Origin of the sequence: Streptococcus porcinus (assembly GCF_901542335.1) — a bacterium.
Taxonomy (GTDB): Bacteria; Bacillota; Bacilli; order Lactobacillales; family Streptococcaceae; genus Streptococcus; species Streptococcus porcinus_A.
In genome coordinates this window covers 917080-942900 of record NZ_LR594036.1, presented here as the reverse complement: position 1 = coordinate 942900, position 25821 = coordinate 917080, and the positions used below count along the sequence as shown (strand labels likewise).

Here is a 25821-nt window from a genome sequence, read left to right as displayed (position 1 = left end):
TATAACTATTATCTAGGTTTAACTTAGGTTAGTTGGTTGAAATCCCAAATATCCGTTACCCAACCTTGATAAAAATCAGGTTCGTGACATACCATTAAGATAGATCCCTTGTAGGCTTGCAAAGCTCTTTTTAGTTCAGCTTTAGCATCAACGTCTAAATGGTTAGTTGGCTCATCCAATACCAAAACATTATTTTCTCGATTCATGAGAAGACAAAAGCGCACCTTAGCTTGTTCTCCTCCGGATAAAAGCTGAATCTGACTTTCAATATGTTTTGAAGTTAAGCCGCAACGTGCAAGTGCTGCTCTTACTTCTGCTTGATTTAAAGCTGGGAAAGCATCCCAAACTGCTTCTAATGGTGTTTGACGATTTACTCCTGAAACTTCTTGTTCAAAATAACCTAATTCAATAAAATCACCACGCTCCACTTGCCCTGCTAACGGCTTGATGATACCCAATAAACTCTTTAATAGTGTAGATTTACCAATACCATTCGCACCTATGATAGCAATTTTTTGATTTCGTTCAAAATTAAGAGTTAAAGGATTTTTTGTTAGAGGGCGATCATAGCCAATAACCAATTCTTTTGCTTGAAAAATATAGCGACTAGGAGTGCGAGATTCTTTAAACTCAAAGTTTGGTTTAGGTTTCTCAACCTGCAACTCAATAATGTCCATTTTATCCAATTTTTTCTGTCTAGACATAGCCATATTGCGAGTAGCAACACGCGCCTTATTACGGTTAACAAAGTCTTGTAAATCAGCAATTTCTTTTTGTTGACGTTCATAGGCAGCCTCTAATTGTGCCTTTTTCATTTCATGAATCTCTTTGAACTGATAATAGTCGCCCGAATACCTTACCAGATTCTGATTTTCAACGTGGTAGACAATATTAATAACCTCATTAAGAAATGGAATGTCATGTGAAATAAGAACAAAGGCATTTTCATAATTTTGAAGGTAACGTTTAAGCCATTCGATATGCTCTGCGTCAAGATAGTTTGTTGGTTCATCCAACAGTAAAATATCTGGCTTTTCAAGTAATAGCTTTGCTAGCAGAATTTTTGTCCTCTGGCCTCCAGATAATTCTGTCACATCAGACTCCATGCCAAAATCCATAACCCCTAGAGCTCTTGCTACCTCATCAATCTTTGCGTCCAGTGTATAGAAATCTCGTGACTCCAGACGATCTTGCAATTCACCGACTTCTTCCATAAGACCGTCGACATCAGCTCCTTCTTCAGCCATTGATAAGTAGATATCATTAATACGGGCTTCAGTTTTAAACAACTCATCAAAAGCTGTTCTTAGAACATCACGAACGGTTTGTCCTGCTTCTAAGACCGTGTGCTGATCTAAGTAACCTGCTGTGACATATTTAGACCATTCAACCTTTCCTTCATCGGGTTGTAAATGACCGGTAACAATGCTCATAAAGGTTGATTTCCCCTACAATGTCAAGCAATTGATATAGAATTTCCTGAATTATCTATTTCTCTATAATCTCTATTTCTCCAGTTCTTGATGCAATTATTTTATCAATTATATTATCTACATATATTTTCAACAAATTATCTTCATCTAAGTTATTAATATCCAGTTCTTTCTTGGAATCATCTTCTATATTTTCTAATTCTCTTATCTTGTTTTCCAGTAACTTCTTTTTGTCTTGAACAAGTATTTTTTTTCGTAAATATTCTTCTTTTGAAATACTGTTTTTCTTGTAATTCTCATAGATTATTTGCAGGTTACTATTTAATTCAGATATTTCTTTTAAATACTCTTCCTTTCTTTTTTCATAATCTATTATGCTTTCTTCTTTTTCTGTATTTTGGGACTTAAATTCATCTAATTTTGGTCTTATCAACTCTATAATGTCTCTTTCTTTGACATTGTTGGGAGTTCTACTAGCTTTACAGAAATAACAATAGTAATTTCTATATTTATACACTTTATTTGGATTTTTCTTTTGCCTACTATCACATCTAAATCCCATATGTCTACCGCATTCTTTACAAAAAATCTTGTCAGAAAAAATAGATTCTTCTCTGTTTTTTGTGTATCCCCCGAAAATTCTTTTTTTCTTTATTATCCCTACTTTATCAAAAACTTCTCTAGAAACAATCGCTTCATGAGTATTAAGAATTACCTTCCATTCTTCTTCAGGAAGTAATATACTTTTTCTTCCACCAATCCTTGTATCTTTATATTTATTATATACATAATCTCCTGTATATAATTCATTACTCGTTATTCTGGATATAGCCGCACTTGTCCAAACTCTTTTATTTATTTTACTGCCAGTAACAAGATTTCTTGTGTACTTTGAAATTTTTAGTTCTTCTTTTCTTTCAGAACAGGTTATATAATCTTTTTCATTGAATATATTTGCTACCTGATTGCAAGAATATCCCTCTAACAGCAAGTCAAAAGCTTCTTTAACTATAAAAGCTGTCTTTTCATCAGGTATAATATGATATTTGTCTTTTGGATCTTTTATGTATCCAAAAGGTGCTGCCCAATTAGTATTTTTCCCCTGTGATTTAAGTTGTTTAAAAGAACTTTTTACTTTTTCCGATAATTCCTTACTGAACAAATCATAGTACAATGTCTTAAACTGTATATCTGTATCTATCCCATTTCCATCTTCATTTATAGAATCGTAGTTGTCATTGATAGCAATAAACCGTATTTTCAAAAATGGAAATATATTACTCAGATAGTCTCCAAGCAATATATAATCTCTTGAAAATCTCGACATATCCTTTACAATTATCGTATTTATTCTCCCGGCTTTTATATTATCAATAAGTCTTAAAAACGAAGGTCTGTTTGTATTTGTAGCAGAAAAGCCATCATCTATATATTCTTCTATCTCACAATCCTTCAGAGAGTTCTCGTTTTCAATGTAATTTCTTATATAGTCTCTCTGATTTACTATACTTACACTCTCATCCTTTTTTTTATAATCTTCTTCTGAAAGTCTTAAATAAATGGCTATTCTATTCATGCTCTACCTCCAACTGCTTTTCTATATCTTTATCAAAACTAAATTTAAAGTATATAGTTACTTGCTTGTATTTTGAGATTTCTATACGGTTAATTAAGGTATCAACCAGTTCTTTATCCACCTCTATACTCTTGTAATCCTCCAAACAGTAAAATAGAGCTTCTATGAATTTTTTGATTTCATCTTTTCTTCTCTTTATGTTCCTCTTTTTATCGTCTACTACCTTTAATTCATTTTTAATCGTTTTTATCTGTCTATCTATTTTATTACTTTCTGCTTTAAATTTCCTTAAAAGAACATCTCCTCTAACATAGCTTTCATATTCTTTCTGTAGCTTAACTCTAAGAGCATCAATCTTCTTTCTATCAGTATCTATTTTCAAAGAAACTTGCTTTATTTTTTCATTGCTTGCCTTCTCCAAATAATTTTTAAGATATAATCCTTTATCCTCTTGATAAAAACTTGAAAATAATCTTTTTAAGGTATCAACGAAAATTTTATCGATATCCGTTTCATAAATTCTGATATGAGATTTTTCTAATTTTAATTTATCACCACCTTTACAGTAATAGCAATAACAAACTTCATCATTAGACTTGAGCCTCCTTGAACCATATTGTTTTTGTAAATCTCTACCGCATATACCACAAATTATGAGACCATCATACTTTCCTTCTCTGTTTCGGTCTCTTTGGATTTTTAAACCTATATTTTCTTTACCATCTTTTATGGTATTTTTTAATGAACGATAAGGTAATGAACCTTTATTTTTTTCTTTAAGTATTCTTACCCTTTCAAATAAATCTTTTTCAACCAGTGCTTCATGGGTATCTTCTACCCTTATCCATTCTTCTTTATCACGAAATTTACTTTTTCTACCCGAATCATATCTGTTTGAATATACCCTTTGAGTTAAATTTCCAATATACACTTCGTCAGAAAGAATTTTTGATAGATAAGAAGGATCCCATTGTCTTGTATCCGGTTTATTTTTGTAAGGCTCTCCTGTTCTTTTGTATTCAGCAGGTGTAGTGTATATACTTGTCAATTCTCTTGCTATTTGTATATTAGATTTGCCTTGACCAGCTAAATGAAATATAAGCCTTACTACTTCTGCTACCTTTTTATCAACCACCAAAACTCTTTTTCCGTCTATTTTTTCTACCTTATAGCCATACGGAGCAGTAGCTCCTATAAAGGCTCCTTGTTTCATTTTTACTTCTTTTGAGGCTTTTACTTTCTTTGAAATATCTTTAGCATACAAGTCATTGAAGATATTTTTGATTGCTATTTCATAACTCTTATCCGATTTTATACCGTTTTTTGTATCAAGATTGTCATTTACAGAAATAAATCTAACCCCTAAGAACGGAAATACTTTTTCTATATAATTCGCAATTTCTAAATATTCTCTTCCAAACCTAGACATATCTTTTACGATGATACAATTTATTCTCCCTATCCTTATATCTTCCATCATTTCAAGAAAAGCTGGTCTTTTAAAGTTTGTTCCGGAATACTCATAATCTTTATATATTCTAAAAACTTTTATATCTTTTTCATTTGCTTCTTTTACACAAAGTTCTTCCTGCATTTCAAGTGAATTGCTTTTATCCCTATAATCTTCTTTTCTTTCTTGTGATAGTCGTGTATAAACACCGGCAATATATGTTTTTTCAACTATTTTTATATTTTCTGTATTTATTTCTGATTGTGATTTATGTCTATTTTTCGTTCTAGCCATAACATACCTCACTTTCAGCACTTACAAGACTTTTATTCATAGCAACAGGTATAGCTTTTGACTTTCCGTTTGTAGAAATACTTTTCTTTGCTATAATATTATTCTTAAATTTGGTCTTGCCCGCTTTTGTCATTTCCTCAAGTAAAGATAGCTCTTCGGTATGATTAAACCTGACATCTATCGTCTTATCTTCAGAAATAAAAATTTTATCAATGAGCATCACAACAGATAGCCTGTCTATTTCAGATAAATTTTTATATCTGTTAATATCAATGATCCAGCTCTTATTTTCATCTATTTTATCCTTTGTATCTTCTTGTTTTCTTAATCTATACTGGATACTTTCATCTAGCTTAGTGAGTTTTTCCATATAGTTTTTTCTAAAAAGGTGATATTCTTCTTTACTAATCACATCCTCTTTTAAATCAAGGTAAAGGGAAGATAAGAGTTCTTCTGTCATAGCTTTTTCTCGTTTTAATATAGGAATCTGTTTGTCTTTCAGATTTCTATTTATATCTATAAGCCGAACTTTGGAATATAGCTTTTCGTTAAATTCAATATATGATTTTATTATTTTAGACACTGCTTTTATCAAGGTTTCTTCCTTTATGCTGTGTCTTTTGCAAGATTTTTCCTTGTTATACTTTGAGCATATATAGAAAACTTCTTCTCTTTCTTTATACTTTACAGTTCTTCTAATCAAAGAACTTCCACATTCTTTACAAAACAGCATCCCGGTAAAAATATCAATTTTATCCTTACCACGAGAGTTGTTTAAATCTCTTTTAAGCATTGTATTTGCAATAGCAAAAACTTCCTTACTTACGATTGCTTCGTGGGTATCTTCTACCCTTATCCATTCTTCTTTATCTTTTCCAATTTGCTTTTTATTTTTATAGTTTAAGGTAATACTCTTTCCCTGTAAGGTGTTTCCAATATATACTTCATTTTCTATAATTCTGTTTACTGCCTTCGCTGACCAATTTCCACCTTTTATATTTTGAAATCCATTACACTTAAAGCCTTGACTTTCTTTATATTTTCTTGGAGTTAGAACACCTAAGTGATTTAACTCATCTGCAATTGCCTTTGAAGAATATCCCAATAGCTTCATATCGAATATATTTTTGATGTTAGGAGCAGCTTGTTCATCAACCACCAACTTATTTTTATTCTCATCAGATTTTTTATATCCATAAGGTGCAAAAGCACTAATAAAATCACCTTTTTCTCTTTTTATCTTCTGGGAGCTTTTTACCTTATTAGAAATGTCTAGGCAATAGCTGTCGTTGATAAAATTTTTTATAGGCAGTATTAAATGTGTGTCATTCATATCCGCACTTTTACTATCATAATTGTCATTAACGGATATAAATCTTATCCCGTTTTCCGGAAATATTCTTTGTATAAACTTTCCAGCTTCTATATAATCTCTTCCAAATCTTGACAGGTCTTTTACAATAATGGTATCAAATTTCTTATCATAAGCATCCTTTATCATTTCTTTAAAATTCGGTCTATCAAAATTCGCTCCTGAATATCCGTCATCAACATACTCTTTGACCATTGTAATTTGATTTCTTTTTACATATGAATTTATAATTTCTCTTTGATTTGATATGGAATTACTTTCTACTTTTTCTCCATCTTCTTTTGAAAGCCTCAAATACATAACTGCAATATTTTCTTTATCTACACTATTTTTAAACACAAAAAAGCCTCCTTAAATTCAATTTACATACAATAAATCGAACCAAGGCTAGGCTTCCACAAAAATATTATAACGCTCCTTATATTTTTTGTCAGCCCCTAATAGACAGAAAATTTTTCTTTGATGTATTCCTCTACTAAATTTTCTAAGCTAAATCCATTTTCATTAAATTTAATTACCACACTCCAACCATCAATTTGATTTATTGTCTGTTTATCTTTTTTATCTATTTCCATCTTAATATCTATATTATGTTCTTCACACATAATATCTTCTCCTTATCTTCAGTATTTTTAAGTTTTATGACATTGACAAGTGCATTGGCTGCTACATAGGAATTTCACCTCCGCCCCTTTTCAAGATGAGCCGGCTTCAACTGTAGAAGTATCATTATCCCCGTTAATATCATCGCACAAGAGTTGCCACACTCTTTTTATACAGACTTATTTATCGCTCCAAACCTTATATCCTCTACAAATGTAGGTATTCATTTAAACCAATTTAACTTAGCAGGTTTATCTTGGCGTAAATTGTAAATTGCTCCATTACCAGTTAACGTCTTGTCTTGGTCTATCTAGTTGTCAAAGATCAAATCTATATATAACGAGGTATAAAACTCCCTCTATATATAAACCTTACTTTCAGGACAACTTTTAACACTATTTTTGAAAAATTTTCAAAAATAGAGGACAGAGATGTTTCCCCTGCCCTCTACTTAATTTACTTATCCAAAAGTTTTCTCAGCTTTTCTAAAATCTTATTTCTTAATCTACTGATTTTCATTGGATTTGTATCTTCCCTTTTTGCAACTTCTGCGAGAGTCTTATCCTCAAAATATAATGCTTCAATTAGTTTTCTCTCTTCATCATTCAAACTGTCTAATGCATGATACAGATCTTCTATCAGCATTTTTGTTTCAATGATTTTTTCAACATCAACAGTATTATCTGCAATATCTACAATACTTGTGTTAAAGTCTCCAAAATGAAGTACACCATGCTTTCTATCCAATCTTTTTAAATGAGCCTCATGATTAAGCTCTTTTTTATATGTTCTATACACTTCGTCAGGTACATATATCTTTTTCCCCTTGACATAAATGTATTTTTCTTTGTTTGACATCCTTTAGTCCTCCTTTTTTACTCTAAATTTTGATTTTTAAGCATAAAAAAGGAGGACTCCGGCATTTTGACATGCGAAATCCTCTTAGATGTAAACATTTGAAAGCTCTTTTGTTTTTCTTATATTTAGTTTTTAGTTCTTTAAAAAGGGCAATATATAGAAATCAAAAATAATTTGAAAACATATATAATATATTTATAATATTTTCTTGTTGATAAAAACAATTTCCACATATATGCTCCTCATTCTCAATACATATTAAATGTGCCTCCTTAAAAATTAGCTATTAGAAATTTTAATCCTACAAAGCATTACTTTTACTTTAAATTTACATTTTCTAGATTCTTTACTGTATTTATCATCATAATAAATCCAACAACAATCATAATGAAATATACAAGAGGCTGTGTGAACCAAACTGCTTTGACTCCAAATGCCATTGGTAAAATGATCATTGCAGGAACAAATAGGAACAGTTGTCTAAGCATAACAATAATTCCTGCTTTCTTTCCATTTCCAATAGATTGAAAGAAAGTAATCGTCATAACCATTACTCCATACAGGATAAATACGGAATAGAACAATCTAAAGTTTCCGACACCTTGTGCAATAATATTTGCTTCTACACCGAACAAAGATAGTATTTGACTTGAAAGCAATAAGGCTGGAACCCAAAAGATTGCTGCGAGAACCAGTCCTCCGATAGAAAACACCTTCATAGCCTGTCTTACTCTGTCATACTGTTTTGCTCCGAAGTTAGTTCCAACAATAGGTTGTAATCCTTGGCTCATTCCCCAAAGTGGGATAAACGAAAAGGCATATACACGAAGTGATGCTGCCATTAAAATTCCGTTTGGATCTCCCCCATACTTAAATGCCATTTTATAAAGCATTGTTTGTTGTATCATAAATAAGAGCTGCATCATCATAGCGGATGAACCGACAGAAAACATTTCTTTTTTAATTTCCGCATCAGATTGTATCTTATGAATTTTAACGACCTTACTCTTTTTCAAGAAATAATGTAGTGTTACAGTAGCTTGAACAAATTGGGCTGTGATCGTTGCAAGTGCAGCACCTTCAATAGCATATTCACCCATAACGGTCATTAGTATCGGATCAAGTATGATATTAAGCAAAGCACCAAAACCCATAATGTACTGCACCCCAAAAGTTGGACAAAAAATCTAACATTTGGGGTGTTTTTGTATGAAATTAAGTTATGAAGATAAATTAGAAATTTATCGTTTAAAGAAGTCAGGTGTTTCCTGGACTCAATTAGAGATTCAATTTGGAGTAACCCGCTGCAACTTAAAATATACCATTCGACTGATGGATCGTTATGGAGTTGAGATCGTTAAGAAGCAAAAGTACCAAGCTTATTCACCTGAAATGAAGCAAGAAATGATTAATAAAGTCTTGAAAGATGGGCAATCCTTAATGTCAGTTTCTCTAGATTACGCCTTCCCAAATCCAGGAACTCTTGCCAATTGGATAGCGCAATACAAGAAAAATGGTTATACTATTGTTGAGACAACAAAAGGGAGACCAGCAAAAATGGGACGTAAACCAAAGAAAACTTGGGAAGAAATGACTGAATTAGAGCGCCTTCAGGAAGAGAACGAATATCTCAGAACGGAGAACGCCTTCCTAAAAAAGTTAAAAGAGTTAGAAGAACGGGACGAAGCTATCGAGAAAGAACGACAGAAATCATTAAAGAAATGGTTGATGGAGGATTTAGATTAGGTTTACTTCTAAGAGCAGCTCAATTAGCTCGTTCAACCTATTACTATCATCTTAAGCAACTAGAACAAGATGATTTAGACAAGTCCATTAAAAACCAAATTCAAAAGGTAACTATGGCTATCGTCGAATCACTTTGGAACTGCGTAACAGAGGTTTTATCATCAACCACAAAAGAGTTCAGCGCTTGATGAAAGAACTAGGTTTAACAGCGAGAATACGTCGCAAAAGACGCTATTCATCTTATAAGGGTGAGGTTGGAAAGAAAGCAGATAACCTTATTCAACGCCATTTTGAAGCCTCTAAACCTTTTGAGAAGTGTTACACCGATGTGACTGAATTTGCTTTACCTGAGGGAAAACTCTATTTATCACCAGTTCTTGATGGTTATAATAGCGAGATAATAAACTATACCATTTCACGTTCTCCTAACTTAAACCAAATTAAAACGATGCTAGAAAAGACATTTCCAGATAAATACTATAACGGAACTATTTTACATAGTGATCAAGGCTGGCAGTATCAGCACAACTATTATCATCACTTTTTAAACTCTAAAGGTATCCGTCCATCTATGTCACGTAAAGGAAACAGCCCTGACAATGGGATAATGGAATCCTTCTTTGGCATATTAAAGTCAGAAATGTTCTATGGCTATGAGAGCTACTATAAATCTCTGGGAGATTTAGAAAAAGCTATTAAAAAATATATTGATTATTACAACAATAAACGGATCAAAGTAAAACTAAAAGGACTTAGTCCCGTACAATACAGAACTAAATCCTTTGCTTAAAATATAATGTCTAACTTTTGGGGGTCAGTACATAATCAACATGGCTTTTTTCATCAGTCCTTCGCCACGCATCACCATATTGGCAGACTGTGTAAAGTTCACAAATAGAGAACCTATAAAAATCACTCTAAGGTATCTGATACCATAGGCTTTAATTTCACCTGTTGCACCGACCATATCTAAAAAGTGTGGTGCGAGGAGGATTCCTCCGACTGTGATGATAGCAGAGAACAAAATCACCCAAAAGATTAAGTTACCCATAATTTTATCTACAGTTTTCTGATCCCCTTTTCCAATGGCTCGTGATAGGACAGACGCAGAACCTACACCAAGCAAGGTTGAAACACCGCTGTTAAAAAAGGTGAGGGGCATTGCAACACCACAAGCGGTCATTGCTGTTTGTCCTATAATTTTTCCGGCAAAAATCCCATCCATCAAGGGATATAGACCGATGACTATCATTCCGATTACCGCCGGAACTGATAGCTGAAAGAGTAAGTCTATCGGCCTTTTGGTTAGTAGTTGTTCTTTCATATCCTGTTTCAAGTACTTACCTCCATTTATTACAAATATATTCTTACAGTATTTTTACGCCATTATTTTTATTTTGTAGTTCTACCATATTCTTATAAATCCCATTTAAAGCAATTAGCTCATTATGCGTTCCTTGTTCTGCAATATTCCCTTCCTTGATTACAACAATATTGTCGGCATCCCTAATCGTATTTAATCTGTGAGCAATAACTAATAAGGTTTTATTCTTTACCAATTCACTAATTGCTTCCTGTATATAGCTTTCATTGTCCACATCAACACTTGCTGTTGCCTCGTCAAGAATTACAATAGGAGCATCTTTTAACATGCAACGGGCAATAGAAATTCTTTGTTTTTCACCACCGGATAAAGTTGCTCCTCCCTCTCCAATCATTGTGTCAAATCCATCAGGAAGTGCCATAATAAAATCATAGCATCTTGCTTTCTTGGCTGCTTCTATAACTTCTTCTTTCGTTGCATTTTCTTTCCCCATGGCAATATTGTTAAAAATCGTATCTTGAAATAAATAAACTCTCTGGAAAACCATACTGATTTCCGACATCAATTCAGATAGTGAAACATCCTTTATATTCACTCCTCTAATCAAAATTTCACCGGAGTCTACATCCCAAAATCTTGTCAAAAGATTTGCTACTGTGGATTTACCTCCCCCGGACTGTCCAACTAAAGCCGTCATTGTATTCTTATTCATTTTGAAACTCATATCATGCAAGACCTCTTTTTCGCCATAAGAAAATTTAACATGATTAAAACAAATTTCAGGTTCTGAGGTATCAGATTTTGAAATATGTTTTTTGCCCACATCTTGCAGTTCAGTTTCATTTAACACTTCTTCAATACGATCCAATGCAGCGTTCATTACAGTAAGCCTTGTCGCTTCACCATAAAGTGTTTTTAAAGGGCTGAATAAGTCAAACACAAACAAAATAAGCCCCAACATATATGGAAGTCCCAAAGTTCCTTGATGATTAAGATATAAAGCCACTGCTAAAATAAATATAATCCCAATTCCATAAATAATATTTAAACCGGTTGTCCATGGTGTTATTTTATTTTCAAATTTTATAGATGTGTCCTTTGAGGATATAAAATTATCTGTAAGAGATTTAGAATTTTCGCCTAAAAGGTTGTAACTTTTAATAACACTGATCCCCTCAGCAAATGACAAAACTGCATCGGTGAGTTTTTCACTTTGTTCTTGTCTAATAGCCGACTCCGATAAAGACATCTTATTCATGCTATTTGCAAGCAATGTTGCAACCAGTGTTACACACACCGCAATCAGTCCAATTCTGTAATCTAAAACAAACATGAATACTGTTAGTACAAGTGTTGATAATACATAGCTCATCATATTGGCAATCGTACTCATGGAAACTTCTTCAATAAAAGCCATGTCCGAACTTAAAACAGAATTTATTTTTCCTAAATTACCTGCTGTAAAATATCCCATCGGAAGCTTTCTAAGATGATTCCCAAGCTCCATTCTTTTATCAGCAAAAATCATAAAGCCGGCTGCACTTTGTAATTTATCGCTTAAGAAGTGAACCACAGCTTGTAATAAAACCACTAAAACAAGTCCTATTCCTACATATAGAAAAGTTTGGGACGTATTCCTTTTTTCATAAAATCCAATCAAAACGGTAAATGCAATAAATATCGGCATTTTACTTAATATAGATTCAACAAAGGCAAATATAAATGCGGACTTTATTCTGTTTTTGTATTTACCTGATAAATTTAAAATTCTTGAAATTAGTCTAAACATTCATTTCACCTTCCTTTCTGCTGATTTTCCAATCTTTACTAAATAGTGTCGCATCCCATAATTTGCGATATTCTGCTGAAGATTCTAATAAGTATTTATGCTTTCCATTTGCAACTAAATGACCATGATCCATAACTAATATCTGATCTGCATCTACAATAGATGGTAACTTGTGTGCAATAACAATTAAGGTTTTCCCTTTTACAAGTTCACGAATAGCTGCTTCCATTTTTTCTTCATTTTCAGGATCTGCATAGGCTGTTGCCTCATCAAGTACAACAATCGGAGCATTCTTCAAAATAGCTCTCGCTAACGATATTCTTTGTCTTTCTCCACCTGAAAGCATTTTTCCTGCTTCCCCTGCTAAAGAATAAATACCATCCGGAAGTCTATTTAAGAATTCCATACACTGAGCTTTTTTAGCTGCTTCAATAACCTCATCATCGCTTGCAGCTAAATTACCAATACGAATATTCTCTAAAAGCGAAGTATTAAATAAATATTGGTCTTGTGCTACATAAGAAATTTGCTTATTGAGAGATTCCAATCTTATATCCCGTAAGTCTTGTCCTCCAATACTTATGCTTCCATCTAAAACATCATAGTAGTGAATTAAAAGTTTAGCTAAAGTACTTTTTCCTGAACCTGATTCACCGACAATCGCTGTCTTTTCACCAACTCTTGCCGTAAAACTTACATTATGAATAACATTCTTAATATAGGTTTCGGGCTGTCCATTTTCTCCCATCTTGTTTAGCTGATAGCCAAAGGTAACATTATCATATAAAATAGTCTGTCCTGTTCCCTTAAAATCATTTTCTCCCTGCTTTAAAGGAGCCATATTTAAGGCTTGTTCTAAAGCAGAAATCTTATAATTTAATTGTGGCATAGTTGGTAAAAATCTAAGAGCTTTCAGTAGTGGCAATCCTATACTTAAAGAAAGACATAACACTAATATTAAGTTAGAAAGACTTGCATAGCCCATATACACAAAATAACCACCAAGAGGCAATGTTAAAATAATCGTGCATGGAAGTAAGGCACTATATAACGCCATCCATGGCCATGCCGTCTTATACCAAGCGAGTGCATAATCTCTGTAATTACTTATATCTTTAGAAAGGCGTTCATAAGACTCTGTTTGCTTATTAAATACTTTTACAACTTCCATACCGTTTACATACTCAATAATGGTATTGTTCATTTTTCCACTTGCCATATAATATGGTCCCATTTGCTTCATACCTACAGAGTACATAATCATCATTGCAAGAATGCTAATCGGAATAGAAGCTAATGACATTAACGCTAATCTCCAGTCAATAAAAAACATTGAAATATAAACCATAATAGGTACAATTAGGTTCGCTATTCCTTCAGGAAGTGAATGAGCTAAAAGCACTTCTAAACTGCCAATATCATCCACGAACATTTTTTTGATTGTACCAGTCCCTTTTTCTTCAACAACACCCAATGGCAGATCTTCCATTTTTTTCTGTAAGGATGTTCGAAGTCCAAGTAGCGTGTTGTATGCTGCTTTATGAGATACATTAAGACCTGCTCCACCTAAGAGAGCTTGCAACACTAAACAAACTAAAATACTTGTCAATAAAATAGCAAGTCTTTCAAATTCTAATCGCTCACCTAAAATAAGTGGATTGATAATCTGATATGCAAATAGAAAAGGTAATACACCCATAATTACACTAATAAGCATAATAAAACTTGCTAAGTGGATTGATTTTTTATGCGAACCAGCATATTCGAAAACCTTATTTAACATAGTTTCTCTCCTTCAATAAATTTCCTTTTTTATCCATAAAATCCATGATTGACGCTTCATTTCCCTTTACAGATATTTTTTTATAATCCTTATCACCAAGCATTAAGACTGAATGACAGGTTTTAAATAACAGCTCTAAATCATGAGTAATTATAATAATTGGAATCTCCTTTGCTTTTTCTGTTATTAAATCAGACATAATTCTCATACTCTTATAATCAAGACCTGATGTTGGTTCATCCAGAATTATCAGCTTACGGCCAGATAAAAACGAAGTAATAATCGCCAATCGTTGTTTCTGTCCGCCGGATAGTTTCTGCGGATGATTAGTTTTTTTATGCCATAGATTTGTATCTTTTAGATATTCTCGTATTTTTTCTAAATCACTTTCCGAGTTTTGATCTTTACAAAATATCAACTCATTTTCTACGGTATCAAAAAAAATCTGAGCATCTACATCTTGTAACACGCAATATGAATTTCTAAGCCTTTCTCTTTGTTTCTGTCCATAGCTGACATCTAAATATTTTTCAGATAATCCGCATAATGCTTTTGCCAAGGTACTTTTTCCAATACCATTAGAACCAATCACTCCCATTATTTCGCTTTTTCCAAGCTCAAATGTTAATTCTTCTATCAAAGTTCTTTTGCCTTGATGAATGCAGGCTTTATTTACTTTGATATATCTTTTAGCAACAATAGGTTCTTTTTCTGATATCAATTCTCTTTCATTGAGTGTTCTTAACTCAAGTTCCTTACATTTATCATTACTAAGACTCCCATTCGGAAAAATATCACATATTGTACCGTCTTTTATATAAATCAATCTGCTAAAAATCTCTTTTAAATAATAGAGCCTATGTTCTGCTATAATTATCGTTTTTCCTATTGCCTTTAATCTCAAAAGTATTTCACTGAAATGTTTTATACTATCGTAATCAAGACTGCTTGATGGCTCATCAAAAAAAATAATATCCGTATCATAGATAAGAGTTCCAGCTATAGCTACTTTTTGCCTTTCTCCTCCTGATAATTCAAAAATGGATTTTTTGCTAATATGGCTTATTCCTAATAAATCCATTGCTTTTTCAACTTTTTCTTTTAATGTATCCCTGTCCAAGCCCAAATTTTCACCCACTAAAGCAATTTCATCTTCAACTACATCACAAAAAAATTGATCTTTAGGATTTTGAAATACATTGCCAATATATTTAGCTAACTCTCCCTTTTTATATGCCGTTATATCCTTCCCTAAAATCTTGATTTCTCCGTTCAAATCACCGTCATAAAAGGATGGAATAAGTCCGTTTAATAGTCTTAAAAGTGTCGTTTTTCCGCATCCGGAAAGACCTGTTAAGACTACTATTTCGCCTTTCTTTACAGACATTTTTAAATCTTTTAATATCAAATCCTCTCCATAATGAAAGGATCTTATTTCTGCCTCTAAAATATTTTCCATAAACTCGCCCCCAACAAAATCATCCCTCCGATCATCATTACGATATCAACAAGTGTAATTTTCACCTCATGAAAACTTGTTTTTTGTCCATCATATTCAATCCCTTTTGATATGATTGAACAAGTTAAGGTATCGCTTATATCTATGCACTTATACATAAGAGGAACAAAATATAACTCAAATGTTTTAATTGGTTTGAAAATGCTTGCTTTAAATCCTCTAATTTTCATGCCGTTGTTTATTTCCTTCATCCTAATAGAGATTTCCGGAATAAAACGAAAAAATACTGTAATTCCTATGCCTATTCCACCATCAATTCCAATTTTTCTAAATGCAGCAATTAGATGCGAAGAGCTATATGAAGACAGAACTCTTCCCAAAATGAAAAGTGGAGCAAATTTCAATACTATAAGTAGCATTGTATATATAGAACCAATCAAAACATTTCCTAAATGGGGTTTTAGTAAATAAATAAGTCCCCATATTATAAGCAATGAACATATCGTTCTAAATGTTTTTTTAATTGAAAATAAGGATAATAGTCCTAAAACAAAAATAAGGGAAAGTAAGTATTGGGATTGTTCTCCTATTGTTAAAATAACTGAAAATAGTAAAATCAACCCAACTATAGTAAGCGGGTTGATTTTATCTGATAGTTGGTACTTGCTTATATTATTTTTTTCATCTCTACAAAACACTTTTCTTCTTCCTATCGCTAAAAAATTTATTGTAAATATATGTTCCAAAATAAGCACCTATGACTGATGCGACAGCTGCAATCAATAGACAAATTAATATGTTTGTAGGAGTGTAAAAATCATAAAGGAATGTTGCATAATCCTTTGTAAACATTTTGGGGAATTGCTTTGTAAGTCCTTCTACACCAAATACAAACGTAAAATACATAGCATGTAAGGAATATATGAACATACCTGCTCCAAACGCAGCCCCAATCTTCATATTCTTATTCTCATAATTTTCCTTTTTACCAATTACAAGTTCTGCTAAAACTCCTGCAATAGCACAAACAGCAATTACCGGCCACATTCCCATGAGAACATAGAAAACACCCATCAATAGAAAGTATAAAAATGCTGTACCTCTTTGCCCGACCTGTTTACACATAATAACAAAGACCGGTGCTACAATAATTGTTGGCAGGGCTGATGATAAATATAAACTTGGAAGCATTCCAAACGATCCGGTCAAAAACCCTAATCCCATTGTTAATACAAAACCAATAACAGAGAATACTGCTATCTTTACAATACCTTTTAAATTCATAATTTTGTCCTCCTTGATTTTTAAATATGATATATTTCTATTTTCATATAGAAACAATATCCTGTTTTATTCTTCTGCAATTCTGAAATATAACTAAGTTATGTTTCAGGCAAAAAATTTGTTTATGTTCCTCGAATCTTTTTCCACCCCTCATTAAAGAACTCTGAAATCAAAGTTGCATTCAATTTCACTTCTTCTTTACTTTTAGAATGAACTGCTACTTCCGATAAAGCATAAAAATATGCATGGTTGATTAGGTGAATTCCTCTATTAGTTATCACATTATTTACATGATCCGCTCCGTATATCATGCTCAAAATGTCAAAGTGATTTTTATCTTCTTTCTCAATAATCCCGTCTAAAAAGTTGTTAAATTTTGTTCCATAAGAACCAAAGACCAGTAATTCAAATACATCTTTATGTTCAAAGAAATATAGAACCATTTCAATAGCACCTTGTGCTTTTGATTCCAAAATCTTAGAAATAGTTTCTTTCTTTATATGATTTTCTCTTTTATAAACATCAAAACTCTCATCTTCATACATGGCATAAGAACTTTGTATCTGATTCACGATTGGCTCTACTAATTCGGTGAAAAGAGCTTCCTTATCTTCAAAATGACCATAAAAAGCACCGGTAGTTACACCCGCCGCTTTGCAGATTGCTCTTAAATTAGCTTTTTCAAATCCTTGTGTTTTAAAAATAGTCTTTCCACAATCCAATATTTTTTTATGAGTTGCTTCGTAATCACCATTAGCCACGATTTACTCCTCCTTTCTCCAAATATAACTTAGTTATATTATAGCACACTCTTCTTTTAATTTCAATGCTAATACATGTAAGTACTACGCTTTTAACACAAATAATTTAATTCTTATATGCTAAAATATAATTGTTTGATATCTGAATCCCTTTAATTCCGAATTTATATAATTCATTAATAATACATTCATTATCTATATTTTCCCATTCCAATGTATATACCATCTGTCTTTGCGAAACTTTATCTCTACTAATATTAATCAAAAACTTCCATTGAAACTTATTTTTTCCCATGTATTTTTTTTCTTTCATTATCAATTCACATTCATAGTCTCCTACTCTAACATTCTCCAATACAGTTCCGTTCTTTATATAAAAATACTCTCTACTTAAATTACTTATAAGTATAGGGGTATCCTTTTCTAATTTTTCACCTAAATTTTGCCATAGAAATTCTCTTTCATGCATATTAAAATGTCCTACTACCCCCATCAAAAAAACAGCAGATATATCTTTAGTAAATTCAATTTCAAATATATTAGTATCAATCACCGTTATATTATTTTTTTTAGCAATAACATTTTGCAATTTGGACATTAATGCAATTCTCATTTCTGGAGATTTTTCTATAGCATATATCTTTTCACAATCAAACATTTCAGATATATATATTGATAAATTACCGGTTCCTGCACCAATGTCAAATACTATTCCTTTTTTCCTAACCAAAGGCATAATTTCATCAATAATTTTTTTATCTTGTTTCCACGAATTTCTACTTGTGATATCGTAAAATTCGACTTCTGCCCCATACAAATCACATATCCCTCCTTTATTTTTGATATTTTTTCATTATATTTTCATGTATTTTTTTTGTATCTCCAACTTTATGATACTCCACTTGATTTGTGTATCCAATCTTCTTGCATATGTCTGACCACAATCTTGATACGAAAATTTGTGATTGAACATTTGACAATTTGCTATCTCTATCCTGATTATTTAGTTCAACTATCGCTCTTTTAACAGCGTTAATCCATATCTCTTCAAATGTATTAAGAATACTTGGAGCAACACTACTTCCTATTACAGTTGCTGTAGGTATCTTTAAAGCTTCATTGTTACTATCAAAACTTAATAAATTATTTGAATCTCTTGGTAATTCTATAAAAGGCAACCATATAATAGGTCCATTAGTATTTATCAAACATAATCTTCCATTACTAAACGTAGCCTCTATTCTATGATATAAATGCATTGGATGATCTGCATCATATTTATCTACATTTCTATTAATTTTAAATGTAACTGGGGTGTTTCCTATTTCTGACACTAAAACAGTATCACATATTTTATCTTTAGTATCTAAATTACATAAATCACTCACATCACCTAATTTCCAAGATGATATTGAATTTAAACAGCAACTCAACATATCAATACCATCATACAAAACATTAATTGAACACTCTAGTGACATATTAACAATATTACTTTGCTTTTTTAAGTCATTAAGTATATCTAAAAAATCCAAAAATGGTTCAGTGTATCTATAGAATGGATTAATCATAAATCCAGTATCTTTTGACACTTTAAGGCATTCCAATATTTCTCTTTCATGAGCTGGATGTTCTAATAAAACTGAAATACCTCTTTTTAACAAACTTTTAGCAACTTCAAAACCACGACCACCAGCACCAGAATTTGGAATTATAACACAAGCTAAATCGGCTATAATTCTATCATCATTAGCATCTTCAAAATACGGTACTTCTAATTCATCCGCCAACATTTTAGTACGTTTACTACCACTACCTAAAATTCCAGATATATAGAAATCCTCCATTTTACTTATTGCATTAAGATATATCTTACCAAACCCAGAACCACAAACTAAAACACTCGTTTTTCTCATCATAAAACCTCTTCTATATTTAATTTATTTGTTTTGAAACAATAGGTAATTTATTCAACAGGTCAAAAATACCTTTATTATAAAATAAATCACAATATCTATTTATACCGACCACTTGTAAATCCCTTTCTAAAATCTCTTCTATTGCAGTATATATTATATATGCTGTTATATAATCAGGATTTGGAGTAGAAAAAATAGCCCCTCTACTACAGCAGTCTAATATACAATTTATATAAATTGAAACATTTTCAAAATATTCCTTATTAACATATTCTGAATCCCTAAAATTAATATCTTTATAACTATTCTCTCCCAAAGCTGTATAGGAGCATATATCCTTTATTTTATATTTTTTTCCGATATATTCGACTTCATTAATTATATATGGAAATATTTTGCAATCCTTTAATTCCGATGGTATATAATTTGGATACAGTTGGTCTGAATACTTTAATTCACCTCCTTTTACATTCTTCATGAAATATCCGTCAAAATTTTCGCTTTTCGCATTTATGAAATCTTTTTTTGAACTATTAGAGAAATTGTATTCTCCACCATGAATTATTTCAATTTTATCAGGAATTTCACTCATTTTTTCAATGAAATTCATTAAAAGCACTCCAAGTAATCCTGGAATAAATCCCGTGTTTAATATCACTTTGGCAGCAGATTTATCTTTAAAATGAAGCAACTTACCTCCACTTGGATCAATATAATATATATTTTTCCTTAATGCAGCATAATACATAAATTCACTTAATTCTGATGATGGTCCTGCTGTTCCTACCAGTATTGAAATATCTCTACAAAACAAATCTATTTTTTCTTCATCTCTAACATCAAAAAAATGACCTTTTTCATTTTTAACATTCGAGTTCTCATTATATCCACATTTTACAGTATATCCTTTTTCTTGTAATATCTGAATTAAAATGCTTCCAATTCTGCCACTTGAACCTAAAATCCCTATTACTTTATCATTCATCAATTTCCTCCATTATTAAATTCAACAATTGTTCTGTATTGTCATAGAATTTATAATCGCAGTCAATAAAGTTAGGATTTCTATCTATAAATTCTATCCTTTTTTTATGATAGATAACCATCCTCCCTAAATATGGCTCATATATATTATCTAAATTAGGAGATATAGCTACAATTTTTTTGAAAGCCTTCCCATCTATAATTTTTTGACTCGCAAAGTTTAATATTTTATTGAACTCATTATCAAAAGTCAATATAACTTTCTCTTTGCAGTCATCTAATTCAACTAGATGTTTGAATGTTTTTACTTTTTTAAAATCAAATTTTGTTAATTTCAATTTTTCTACTATCTCAAAATATGACTCACAATTTATATCTCCAAAAATAACAACTCCACTTGTTTTGAAGTTTTCATTATTATAATTTTCTTCAGTATTATTCTGATTAAAATTTTTTCCTCTTTTTGCATTTTTAATATACAGGATAATTTTATCAATTGTTCCATCTGATAAGGATACCCTTAACAATTCATCAAATTTAATATCATATTCTTCAGCATATAATTCCATAATCTTTCCAGCTGCTTGAGATAACATCAATGAATCAAACCCTAATTTTCTTAAATCATCATCTAAGTTCAAACTCTCTATAGCTCCAACATCTTTATATATTTTTACTATTGCACTCGAAAAGCTATCACTTGTATTATGTGATTTTATTTTTTTATCCAATATATAATTGTATATATCTTGTAAATTACATTCAGATAAAGATATTTTTAATAATTCATCAAACTTAATATCATAAGTATCTCCATACAAATTAATTATCTTTCCAGCTGCCTGCGACAATAACAACGAATCAAATCCAATATCTCTTAAATTATCCTTCTCTGTTAAGCTATCTACTTCTCCTATCTCCATATATATTTTTAATAGTGATTTAAACATATGATTTCCTTTAGATTTTCTTTCTGCATCATTAGACTTATTCTCATTTCCAAAACCATGTTTAAAGGATGAATCTTGTGTTTTCATATAGATATCTATTAATCTTTTTCTATCAATTTTTCCATTTTGTGTTAAAGGTAACATATCTACATATATAAATTCACTTGGAATCATATACTGAGGCAACTTATCTGCTAAAAACTCTTTATAAGTCTGTTTTCTATTATCATTTTTTCTCATAACAAATATTTTTTGTCCAAAATTTGAATAAAAATTATTTGAATTTTTGTCTGGAATAGATAATATTAAATCTAAATTACAAGATTTAATACTTTCTTCCCATTCCTCTTCTGAGAAAAAAATATTACCACTTTTTGCTCTTTTGTCAGTATGATTTGGCATCATAAATGCCTGTGAAATATCTATTTCTATATGTTCACCTACTGGATCTGCAATTATAATAATACCACTATCCGACAGCATCTCATTTAAAATAGAAAGTGAATTGTCAATATTAACGACATTATTCAATACTCCAACTGCAACTATAACATCAAATTTATTGCTGTTTATCTTATCATCTGCATTATTTAAATCAAAAATTCCAGTATTTATATATGGATATTTTTGTTTTATGTTATTCAAAAAAAATGCCGAAACATCTGTAAATAGATATTTATAGTGTGTATATTCATTTTCTGCAAATTTACTAAGTATGAAGTCAGTTGTGGCTCCTATACCTCCGCCTACCTCTAATATATTTGCACAGCTAGTATCTTTCAAATGCAAATAAACTACATCTGATATTATATTGTTAATATATTTAGAGATAATAGTCTGTTTATAAAGAGTTTCAGCAATATCTATATTTCCACCTGGAAATAAATTCACTAGTGGATTCATTTTTCCTGACAACAACTCACAGAAATTTTCTGCATGTTTTTTGATATAGTTAGTAACAGATTTTGGAGCAACAATACTATAGTCTTTACATAACTGATTCCATAAATCATTACTCACAATCTTATTCCTATCTACAAAGGCATCTTCTATTTTTTTTATATAATCATGTTTCTCTAAATATAGCAACATCCTATCTAATATTGGCTGATTTTCTTTAGTTACACCAGTTTTGTTTACTATTGACCAATATTTTTCCAATTTAACTGAAAAAATTTCATGATTCTTCAAATTGTCATATACTGATTTTAATATTGCATCAGCTAAGCATCTATTGAAATATTCCAAATTAATGTTTTTATCGTCATAATTTATTTTATATGCATCCAAATACTTTTTTATTGAATTCTTTTCTATAATAAAAGCTATAATTTTATTATCTATCTTTAAAACAAAGCAATTTTCCACTGTATTAGACTTTAAAAGTTCACTTTCTATTTCAGATATTTCTATCCTATATCCATTTATTTTTATTTGATTATCCATGCGACCTATAAATTCAATTTCGCCATTTTTTTGATATCTCCCTAAATCACCAGTTAAATAATAACGCCAGTTTCGCTCACTATCGTAAATAAATTTTTCCTTTGTTATAGTTTCATCATTCAAATAACCTTCTGCTAGAGAGTATCCTGCAATTGCTATTTGACCAACAGAATATATCTCACACTCATTTAAATGTTTATCAATAATAACCACAGATTGCCCATATAAAGGTTTCCCATATAATATTGAAGGTAATTCTCTAACCTTAGGATTTATTTCATGATAGATAGACCATATCCCTCCCTCTGTTGCTCCTCCTAAACTGAAGATCTTACTATTAGGAAAAATTTTAATTAATTTTTCAGGTAATTTTACTTTAATAACATCTCCAGATAAAAGACTAAATCTTAGGGAAGGAAAAACATCTCTTTCTCTACAAAAATGCTCCAATAACTCTGCCTGTGCAGGTACCGAATTCCACAATGTAATTTCATATCTTTTTATTAATTCATTCCAATGAGATGGATCATTTTTTCTATCAGAATCTGGAATAACAATCATACCACCGACCCCTAACAATGAAAAAATATTAAAAACAGATAAATCAAACGAGGCTTCTGAAATAGCCAATATTCTATCATTTGAGGTAAGTTTGATTAAATTATTTATGGCATCAAGTGTATTTAATACAGCATTATGTGTCATTACAACACCTTTAGGAGTTCCTGTTGTTCCAGAAGTAAAAATCACATACGCAATATCTGACATATATTTATTTTCAACAATATCAAATGAACTATATTTTTTTAATACTTCATTAATTCTATCTTCATCCAATACAAAATTCACTTTAGCTTTATTTAATATTTTTAGTTGTCTTTCATATGGCTGGCTAATATCAATTGGTAAATAGGAAAAACCACTCATTAATATTCCTAAAATACCAACTATTTGATTATAATTTTTATCTATTTTAAGCCCTATATATGGAACTTCATCACTTACACAATTATTAATAATATAATCCGATACTTTCAGGGCATCATAATAAAGTTTTTGATATGTATACTCTTTACCTCTGTATACTACAGCTATTCTGTCTGGGTGTTTTATTGCTTGTTCAATAAATCTATCTTGTATACGTCCTTTGATAGAAATATCTTTGTGGTTATTATAAAATTTTTCAAGCGAAATTATATTTTTTTCCAAATTATTTTCCCACGAAAACGAATCTCCAGCAGCTTCTGTAAGAAATCTTTCAAAACGCAAAAACATAATATCAATCAGATTGTCATCAAAAATCCCTTCCCTTACATCCCAATTAATAGATAATGCTCTATCGGGATTCAATCCACTAACATCTTCGACTATTTGACAATCTACCCATACTTGAGGAGTCTTTGTTATTCCATACTTAATATGCAGACTTCTACTATCGTTCTGCAAAACACCCGTAAACACAAAGGGGGATATAAAATCTGTATTATTAGTTAATTTTTTTAAATCACTAATAACATCGATGCCAGAATAGTTCCTATGATCTAAATCATCCATTAACTGTTCAAAAATAGACCTAGAATACTGCAAAAAGCTTTTTGTTTGTTCAAAATCTACTTCAAGTATATTGACATCTGTAAATTCTCCTACAATATTTTTACTATCTAGTACCGGTAATCTATTTTGTATCGGTATGTTTAATAAAAATTTTTTGTTCTCACTCCATAAACTAATAACATACGAATATGCGGAAAGAATAACAGAGGAAAGCGTTAAACCATATTTAATAGACTTTCTTTTTAATGATTCTAAGCAAGAACTATTTAGATAAAAAGTATAACGTTTGAACTCATTTCCTATGCTTGTTTTTGGAGATAACCTTCCACTCCTAGGTAGTTTAGGGTATGATGGAAAATTATTTATTCTATCATTCCAATATTTTTTATCTTCTGATATTCTATTATCACTATACTTACCAACTAAATCTAGATAATCAAAGAAATCTCCTTGTTTTTCATCCAATAATTCACCGGATAATAAAGCTTTTAGCTCTTTAAATAAAATTTGTACACTCCCAAAATCTACAAATAATAAATTTATAGATAAATGCAATGCACTGCATTTTTTTGTTTTTACTAGAATTCCTTTGAAAGATTTATTAAAAACTTTATAATCTGTATTTTTGAGTTCTTCACGTATCATAGAAAGTCTATTCTTAATATCATGGTCTGTAGAATCAGAAAGATCAATCACCTCTATGTTATCAACATAATCACACCCATTTATTATACACCTACCATTAAAAATGCTTGCTCTCAACATCTCATGTCTACTCACTAAAATTTCCCATGAGTTTAAAAATTTATCAGTATCGCAGTCTTCTAAAGCTATTTCTAAATAACCTTGGCAATCTACACCTCCCCATTTTATGTCATTTTGAGAGCCTATATAATAGGAATGCTGCATCGGTGTAAGATCATGCATCTTAATATTTGTACTATTATCATCTATAACCATTTTCATTAGATTTCCCCTTCAAAAATATCATCGTCATTTAATTCTATCTTGTCTAAACATTTTTCTACAAAGTCTATTGGTGTAACAAATAAAAACACAGATTTAAGTTTTATATTTATGGCATACCTTTGATTCAATATTGAGATAAACTTTGTTGCATTAAGACTATCTAAACCTCTTTCTAATAAGTTATCATCTTTATTGATATTTTCATTTAAAATTTCGCACCAAATATCACAAATTTTTTCCACCTTTATATCTTTCTTACTTTTCATA

At 30.9% G+C, this 25821-nt stretch carries 16 protein-coding genes and 4 pseudogenes; 1 reads left to right on the top strand and 19 read right to left on the bottom strand.

What is annotated here, in order from left to right; genetic code table 11:
• Window positions 1-23: 23 nt before the first annotated feature.
• The 7 genes and pseudogenes from FGK96_RS04465 to FGK96_RS04435 all read right to left on the bottom strand — a co-directional run.
• Window positions 24-1448 (bottom strand): annotated as a pseudogene (locus FGK96_RS04465) (ABC-F family ATP-binding cassette domain-containing protein); the annotation flags it as partial.
• A 40-nt stretch (window positions 1449-1488) separates the two neighbouring features.
• The gene (locus FGK96_RS04460; protein WP_117279696.1) at window positions 1489-3009 is read right to left on the bottom strand and encodes a recombinase family protein; all 1521 of its coding nucleotides are present in this window, start codon (window positions 3007-3009) and stop codon (window positions 1489-1491) included.
• Window positions 3002-4753 carry a recombinase family protein gene (locus FGK96_RS04455; RefSeq protein ID WP_138081745.1) on the bottom strand — a complete coding sequence of 584 codons (1752 nt, stop codon included), beginning with the start codon at window positions 4751-4753 and terminating at the stop codon, window positions 3002-3004. Before FGK96_RS04455 ends, FGK96_RS04460 begins: the two co-directional genes overlap by 8 nt.
• Complete coding sequence (locus FGK96_RS04450) at window positions 4746-6425, bottom strand: recombinase family protein (RefSeq protein WP_420031111.1); 1680 nt, start codon at window positions 6423-6425, stop codon at window positions 4746-4748. Before FGK96_RS04450 ends, FGK96_RS04455 begins: the two co-directional genes overlap by 8 nt.
• 137 nt (window positions 6426-6562) lie before the next feature.
• On the bottom strand, window positions 6563-6730 hold the full coding sequence (locus FGK96_RS04445) for a hypothetical protein (protein ID WP_026624720.1): 168 nt from the start codon (window positions 6728-6730) through the stop codon (window positions 6563-6565).
• Window positions 6731-7184: 454 nt separating this feature from the next.
• Window positions 7185-7586 carry a sigma-70 family RNA polymerase sigma factor gene (locus FGK96_RS04440; protein WP_117279702.1) on the bottom strand — a complete coding sequence of 134 codons (402 nt, stop codon included), beginning with the start codon at window positions 7584-7586 and terminating at the stop codon, window positions 7185-7187.
• 317 nt (window positions 7587-7903) lie between these two features.
• Window positions 7904-8743, bottom strand: a pseudogene (locus FGK96_RS04435) (MATE family efflux transporter); the annotation flags it as partial.
• A gap of 52 nt (window positions 8744-8795) precedes the next feature.
• Here FGK96_RS04435 and FGK96_RS04430 point away from each other — a divergent pair.
• Window positions 8796-10122, top strand: a pseudogene (locus FGK96_RS04430) (IS3 family transposase).
• Window positions 10123-10152: 30 nt separating this feature from the next.
• On the opposite strand, the pseudogene FGK96_RS04425 reads toward FGK96_RS04430, so the two are convergent.
• The 12 genes and pseudogenes from FGK96_RS04425 to FGK96_RS04370 all read right to left on the bottom strand — a co-directional run.
• Window positions 10153-10668: pseudogene (locus tag FGK96_RS04425) on the bottom strand (MATE family efflux transporter); the annotation flags it as partial.
• A gap of 31 nt (window positions 10669-10699) precedes the next feature.
• The gene (locus FGK96_RS04420) at window positions 10700-12445 is read right to left on the bottom strand and encodes an ABC transporter ATP-binding protein (RefSeq protein ID WP_138081741.1); all 1746 of its coding nucleotides are present in this window, start codon (window positions 12443-12445) and stop codon (window positions 10700-10702) included.
• Window positions 12438-14228, bottom strand: coding sequence for an ABC transporter ATP-binding protein (locus tag FGK96_RS04415; RefSeq protein ID WP_138081739.1), 1791 nt, complete (start codon window positions 14226-14228; stop codon window positions 12438-12440). Before FGK96_RS04415 ends, FGK96_RS04420 begins: the two co-directional genes overlap by 8 nt.
• The gene (locus tag FGK96_RS04410) at window positions 14218-15687 is read right to left on the bottom strand and encodes an ABC transporter ATP-binding protein (RefSeq protein ID WP_138081737.1); all 1470 of its coding nucleotides are present in this window, start codon (window positions 15685-15687) and stop codon (window positions 14218-14220) included. Before FGK96_RS04410 ends, FGK96_RS04415 begins: the two co-directional genes overlap by 11 nt.
• Complete coding sequence (locus FGK96_RS04405; RefSeq protein WP_009530368.1) at window positions 15672-16385, bottom strand: energy-coupling factor transporter transmembrane component T family protein; 714 nt, start codon at window positions 16383-16385, stop codon at window positions 15672-15674. The genes FGK96_RS04410 and FGK96_RS04405 overlap by 16 nt, the downstream gene beginning before the upstream one ends.
• A complete protein-coding gene (locus FGK96_RS04400; protein WP_009530392.1) occupies window positions 16375-16971 on the bottom strand; it encodes an MptD family putative ECF transporter S component in 597 nt (198 codons plus the stop codon). Before FGK96_RS04400 ends, FGK96_RS04405 begins: the two co-directional genes overlap by 11 nt.
• A 122-nt stretch (window positions 16972-17093) precedes the next feature.
• Complete coding sequence (locus FGK96_RS04395; protein ID WP_138081735.1) at window positions 17094-17732, bottom strand: TetR/AcrR family transcriptional regulator; 639 nt, start codon at window positions 17730-17732, stop codon at window positions 17094-17096.
• A 106-nt stretch (window positions 17733-17838) separates the two neighbouring features.
• Window positions 17839-18549 carry a class I SAM-dependent methyltransferase gene (locus tag FGK96_RS04390; RefSeq protein WP_026624712.1) on the bottom strand — a complete coding sequence of 237 codons (711 nt, stop codon included), beginning with the start codon at window positions 18547-18549 and terminating at the stop codon, window positions 17839-17841.
• Window positions 18550-18565: 16 nt separating this feature from the next.
• Window positions 18566-19651, bottom strand: coding sequence for a Gfo/Idh/MocA family oxidoreductase (locus FGK96_RS04385; protein ID WP_081654695.1), 1086 nt, complete (start codon window positions 19649-19651; stop codon window positions 18566-18568).
• A 16-nt stretch (window positions 19652-19667) separates the two neighbouring features.
• A complete protein-coding gene (locus FGK96_RS04380) occupies window positions 19668-20636 on the bottom strand; it encodes a hypothetical protein (RefSeq protein ID WP_026624710.1) in 969 nt (322 codons plus the stop codon).
• Entirely contained in the window at window positions 20629-25551 is a 4923-nt protein-coding gene (locus FGK96_RS04375) for an AMP-binding protein (RefSeq protein WP_138081733.1), read from the bottom strand. The genes FGK96_RS04380 and FGK96_RS04375 overlap by 8 nt, the downstream gene beginning before the upstream one ends.
• Window positions 25551-25820: an acyl carrier protein gene (locus FGK96_RS04370; protein WP_026624708.1), complete on the bottom strand. Its 270-nt coding sequence runs from the start codon at window positions 25818-25820 to the stop codon at window positions 25551-25553. The genes FGK96_RS04375 and FGK96_RS04370 overlap by 1 nt, the downstream gene beginning before the upstream one ends.
• Window position 25821 lies beyond the last annotated feature (1 nt).

Coding starts and splice junctions, on each gene's coding strand:
- FGK96_RS04460 (WP_117279696.1), bottom strand. CDS start 3,009: ATGAATAGAATAGCCATTTATTTAAGACTTTCAGAAGAAGATTATAAA.
- FGK96_RS04455 (WP_138081745.1), bottom strand. CDS start 4,753: ATGGCTAGAACGAAAAATAGACATAAATCACAATCAGAAATAAATACA.
- FGK96_RS04450 (WP_420031111.1), bottom strand. CDS start 6,425: ATGTATTTGAGGCTTTCAAAAGAAGATGGAGAAAAAGTAGAAAGTAAT.
- FGK96_RS04445 (WP_026624720.1), bottom strand. CDS start 6,730: ATGTGTGAAGAACATAATATAGATATTAAGATGGAAATAGATAAAAAA.
- FGK96_RS04440 (WP_117279702.1), bottom strand. CDS start 7,586: ATGTCAAACAAAGAAAAATACATTTATGTCAAGGGGAAAAAGATATAT.
- FGK96_RS04420 (WP_138081741.1), bottom strand. CDS start 12,445: ATGTTTAGACTAATTTCAAGAATTTTAAATTTATCAGGTAAATACAAA.
- FGK96_RS04415 (WP_138081739.1), bottom strand. CDS start 14,228: ATGTTAAATAAGGTTTTCGAATATGCTGGTTCGCATAAAAAATCAATC.
- FGK96_RS04410 (WP_138081737.1), bottom strand. CDS start 15,687: ATGGAAAATATTTTAGAGGCAGAAATAAGATCCTTTCATTATGGAGAG.
- FGK96_RS04400 (WP_009530392.1), bottom strand. CDS start 16,971: ATGAATTTAAAAGGTATTGTAAAGATAGCAGTATTCTCTGTTATTGGT.
- FGK96_RS04385 (WP_081654695.1), bottom strand. CDS start 19,651: ATGATGAGAAAAACGAGTGTTTTAGTTTGTGGTTCTGGGTTTGGTAAG.
- FGK96_RS04380 (WP_026624710.1), bottom strand. CDS start 20,636: ATGAATGATAAAGTAATAGGGATTTTAGGTTCAAGTGGCAGAATTGGA.
- FGK96_RS04375 (WP_138081733.1), bottom strand. CDS start 25,551: ATGAAAATGGTTATAGATGATAATAGTACAAATATTAAGATGCATGAT.
- FGK96_RS04370 (WP_026624708.1), bottom strand. CDS start 25,820: ATGAAAAGTAAGAAAGATATAAAGGTGGAAAAAATTTGTGATATTTGG.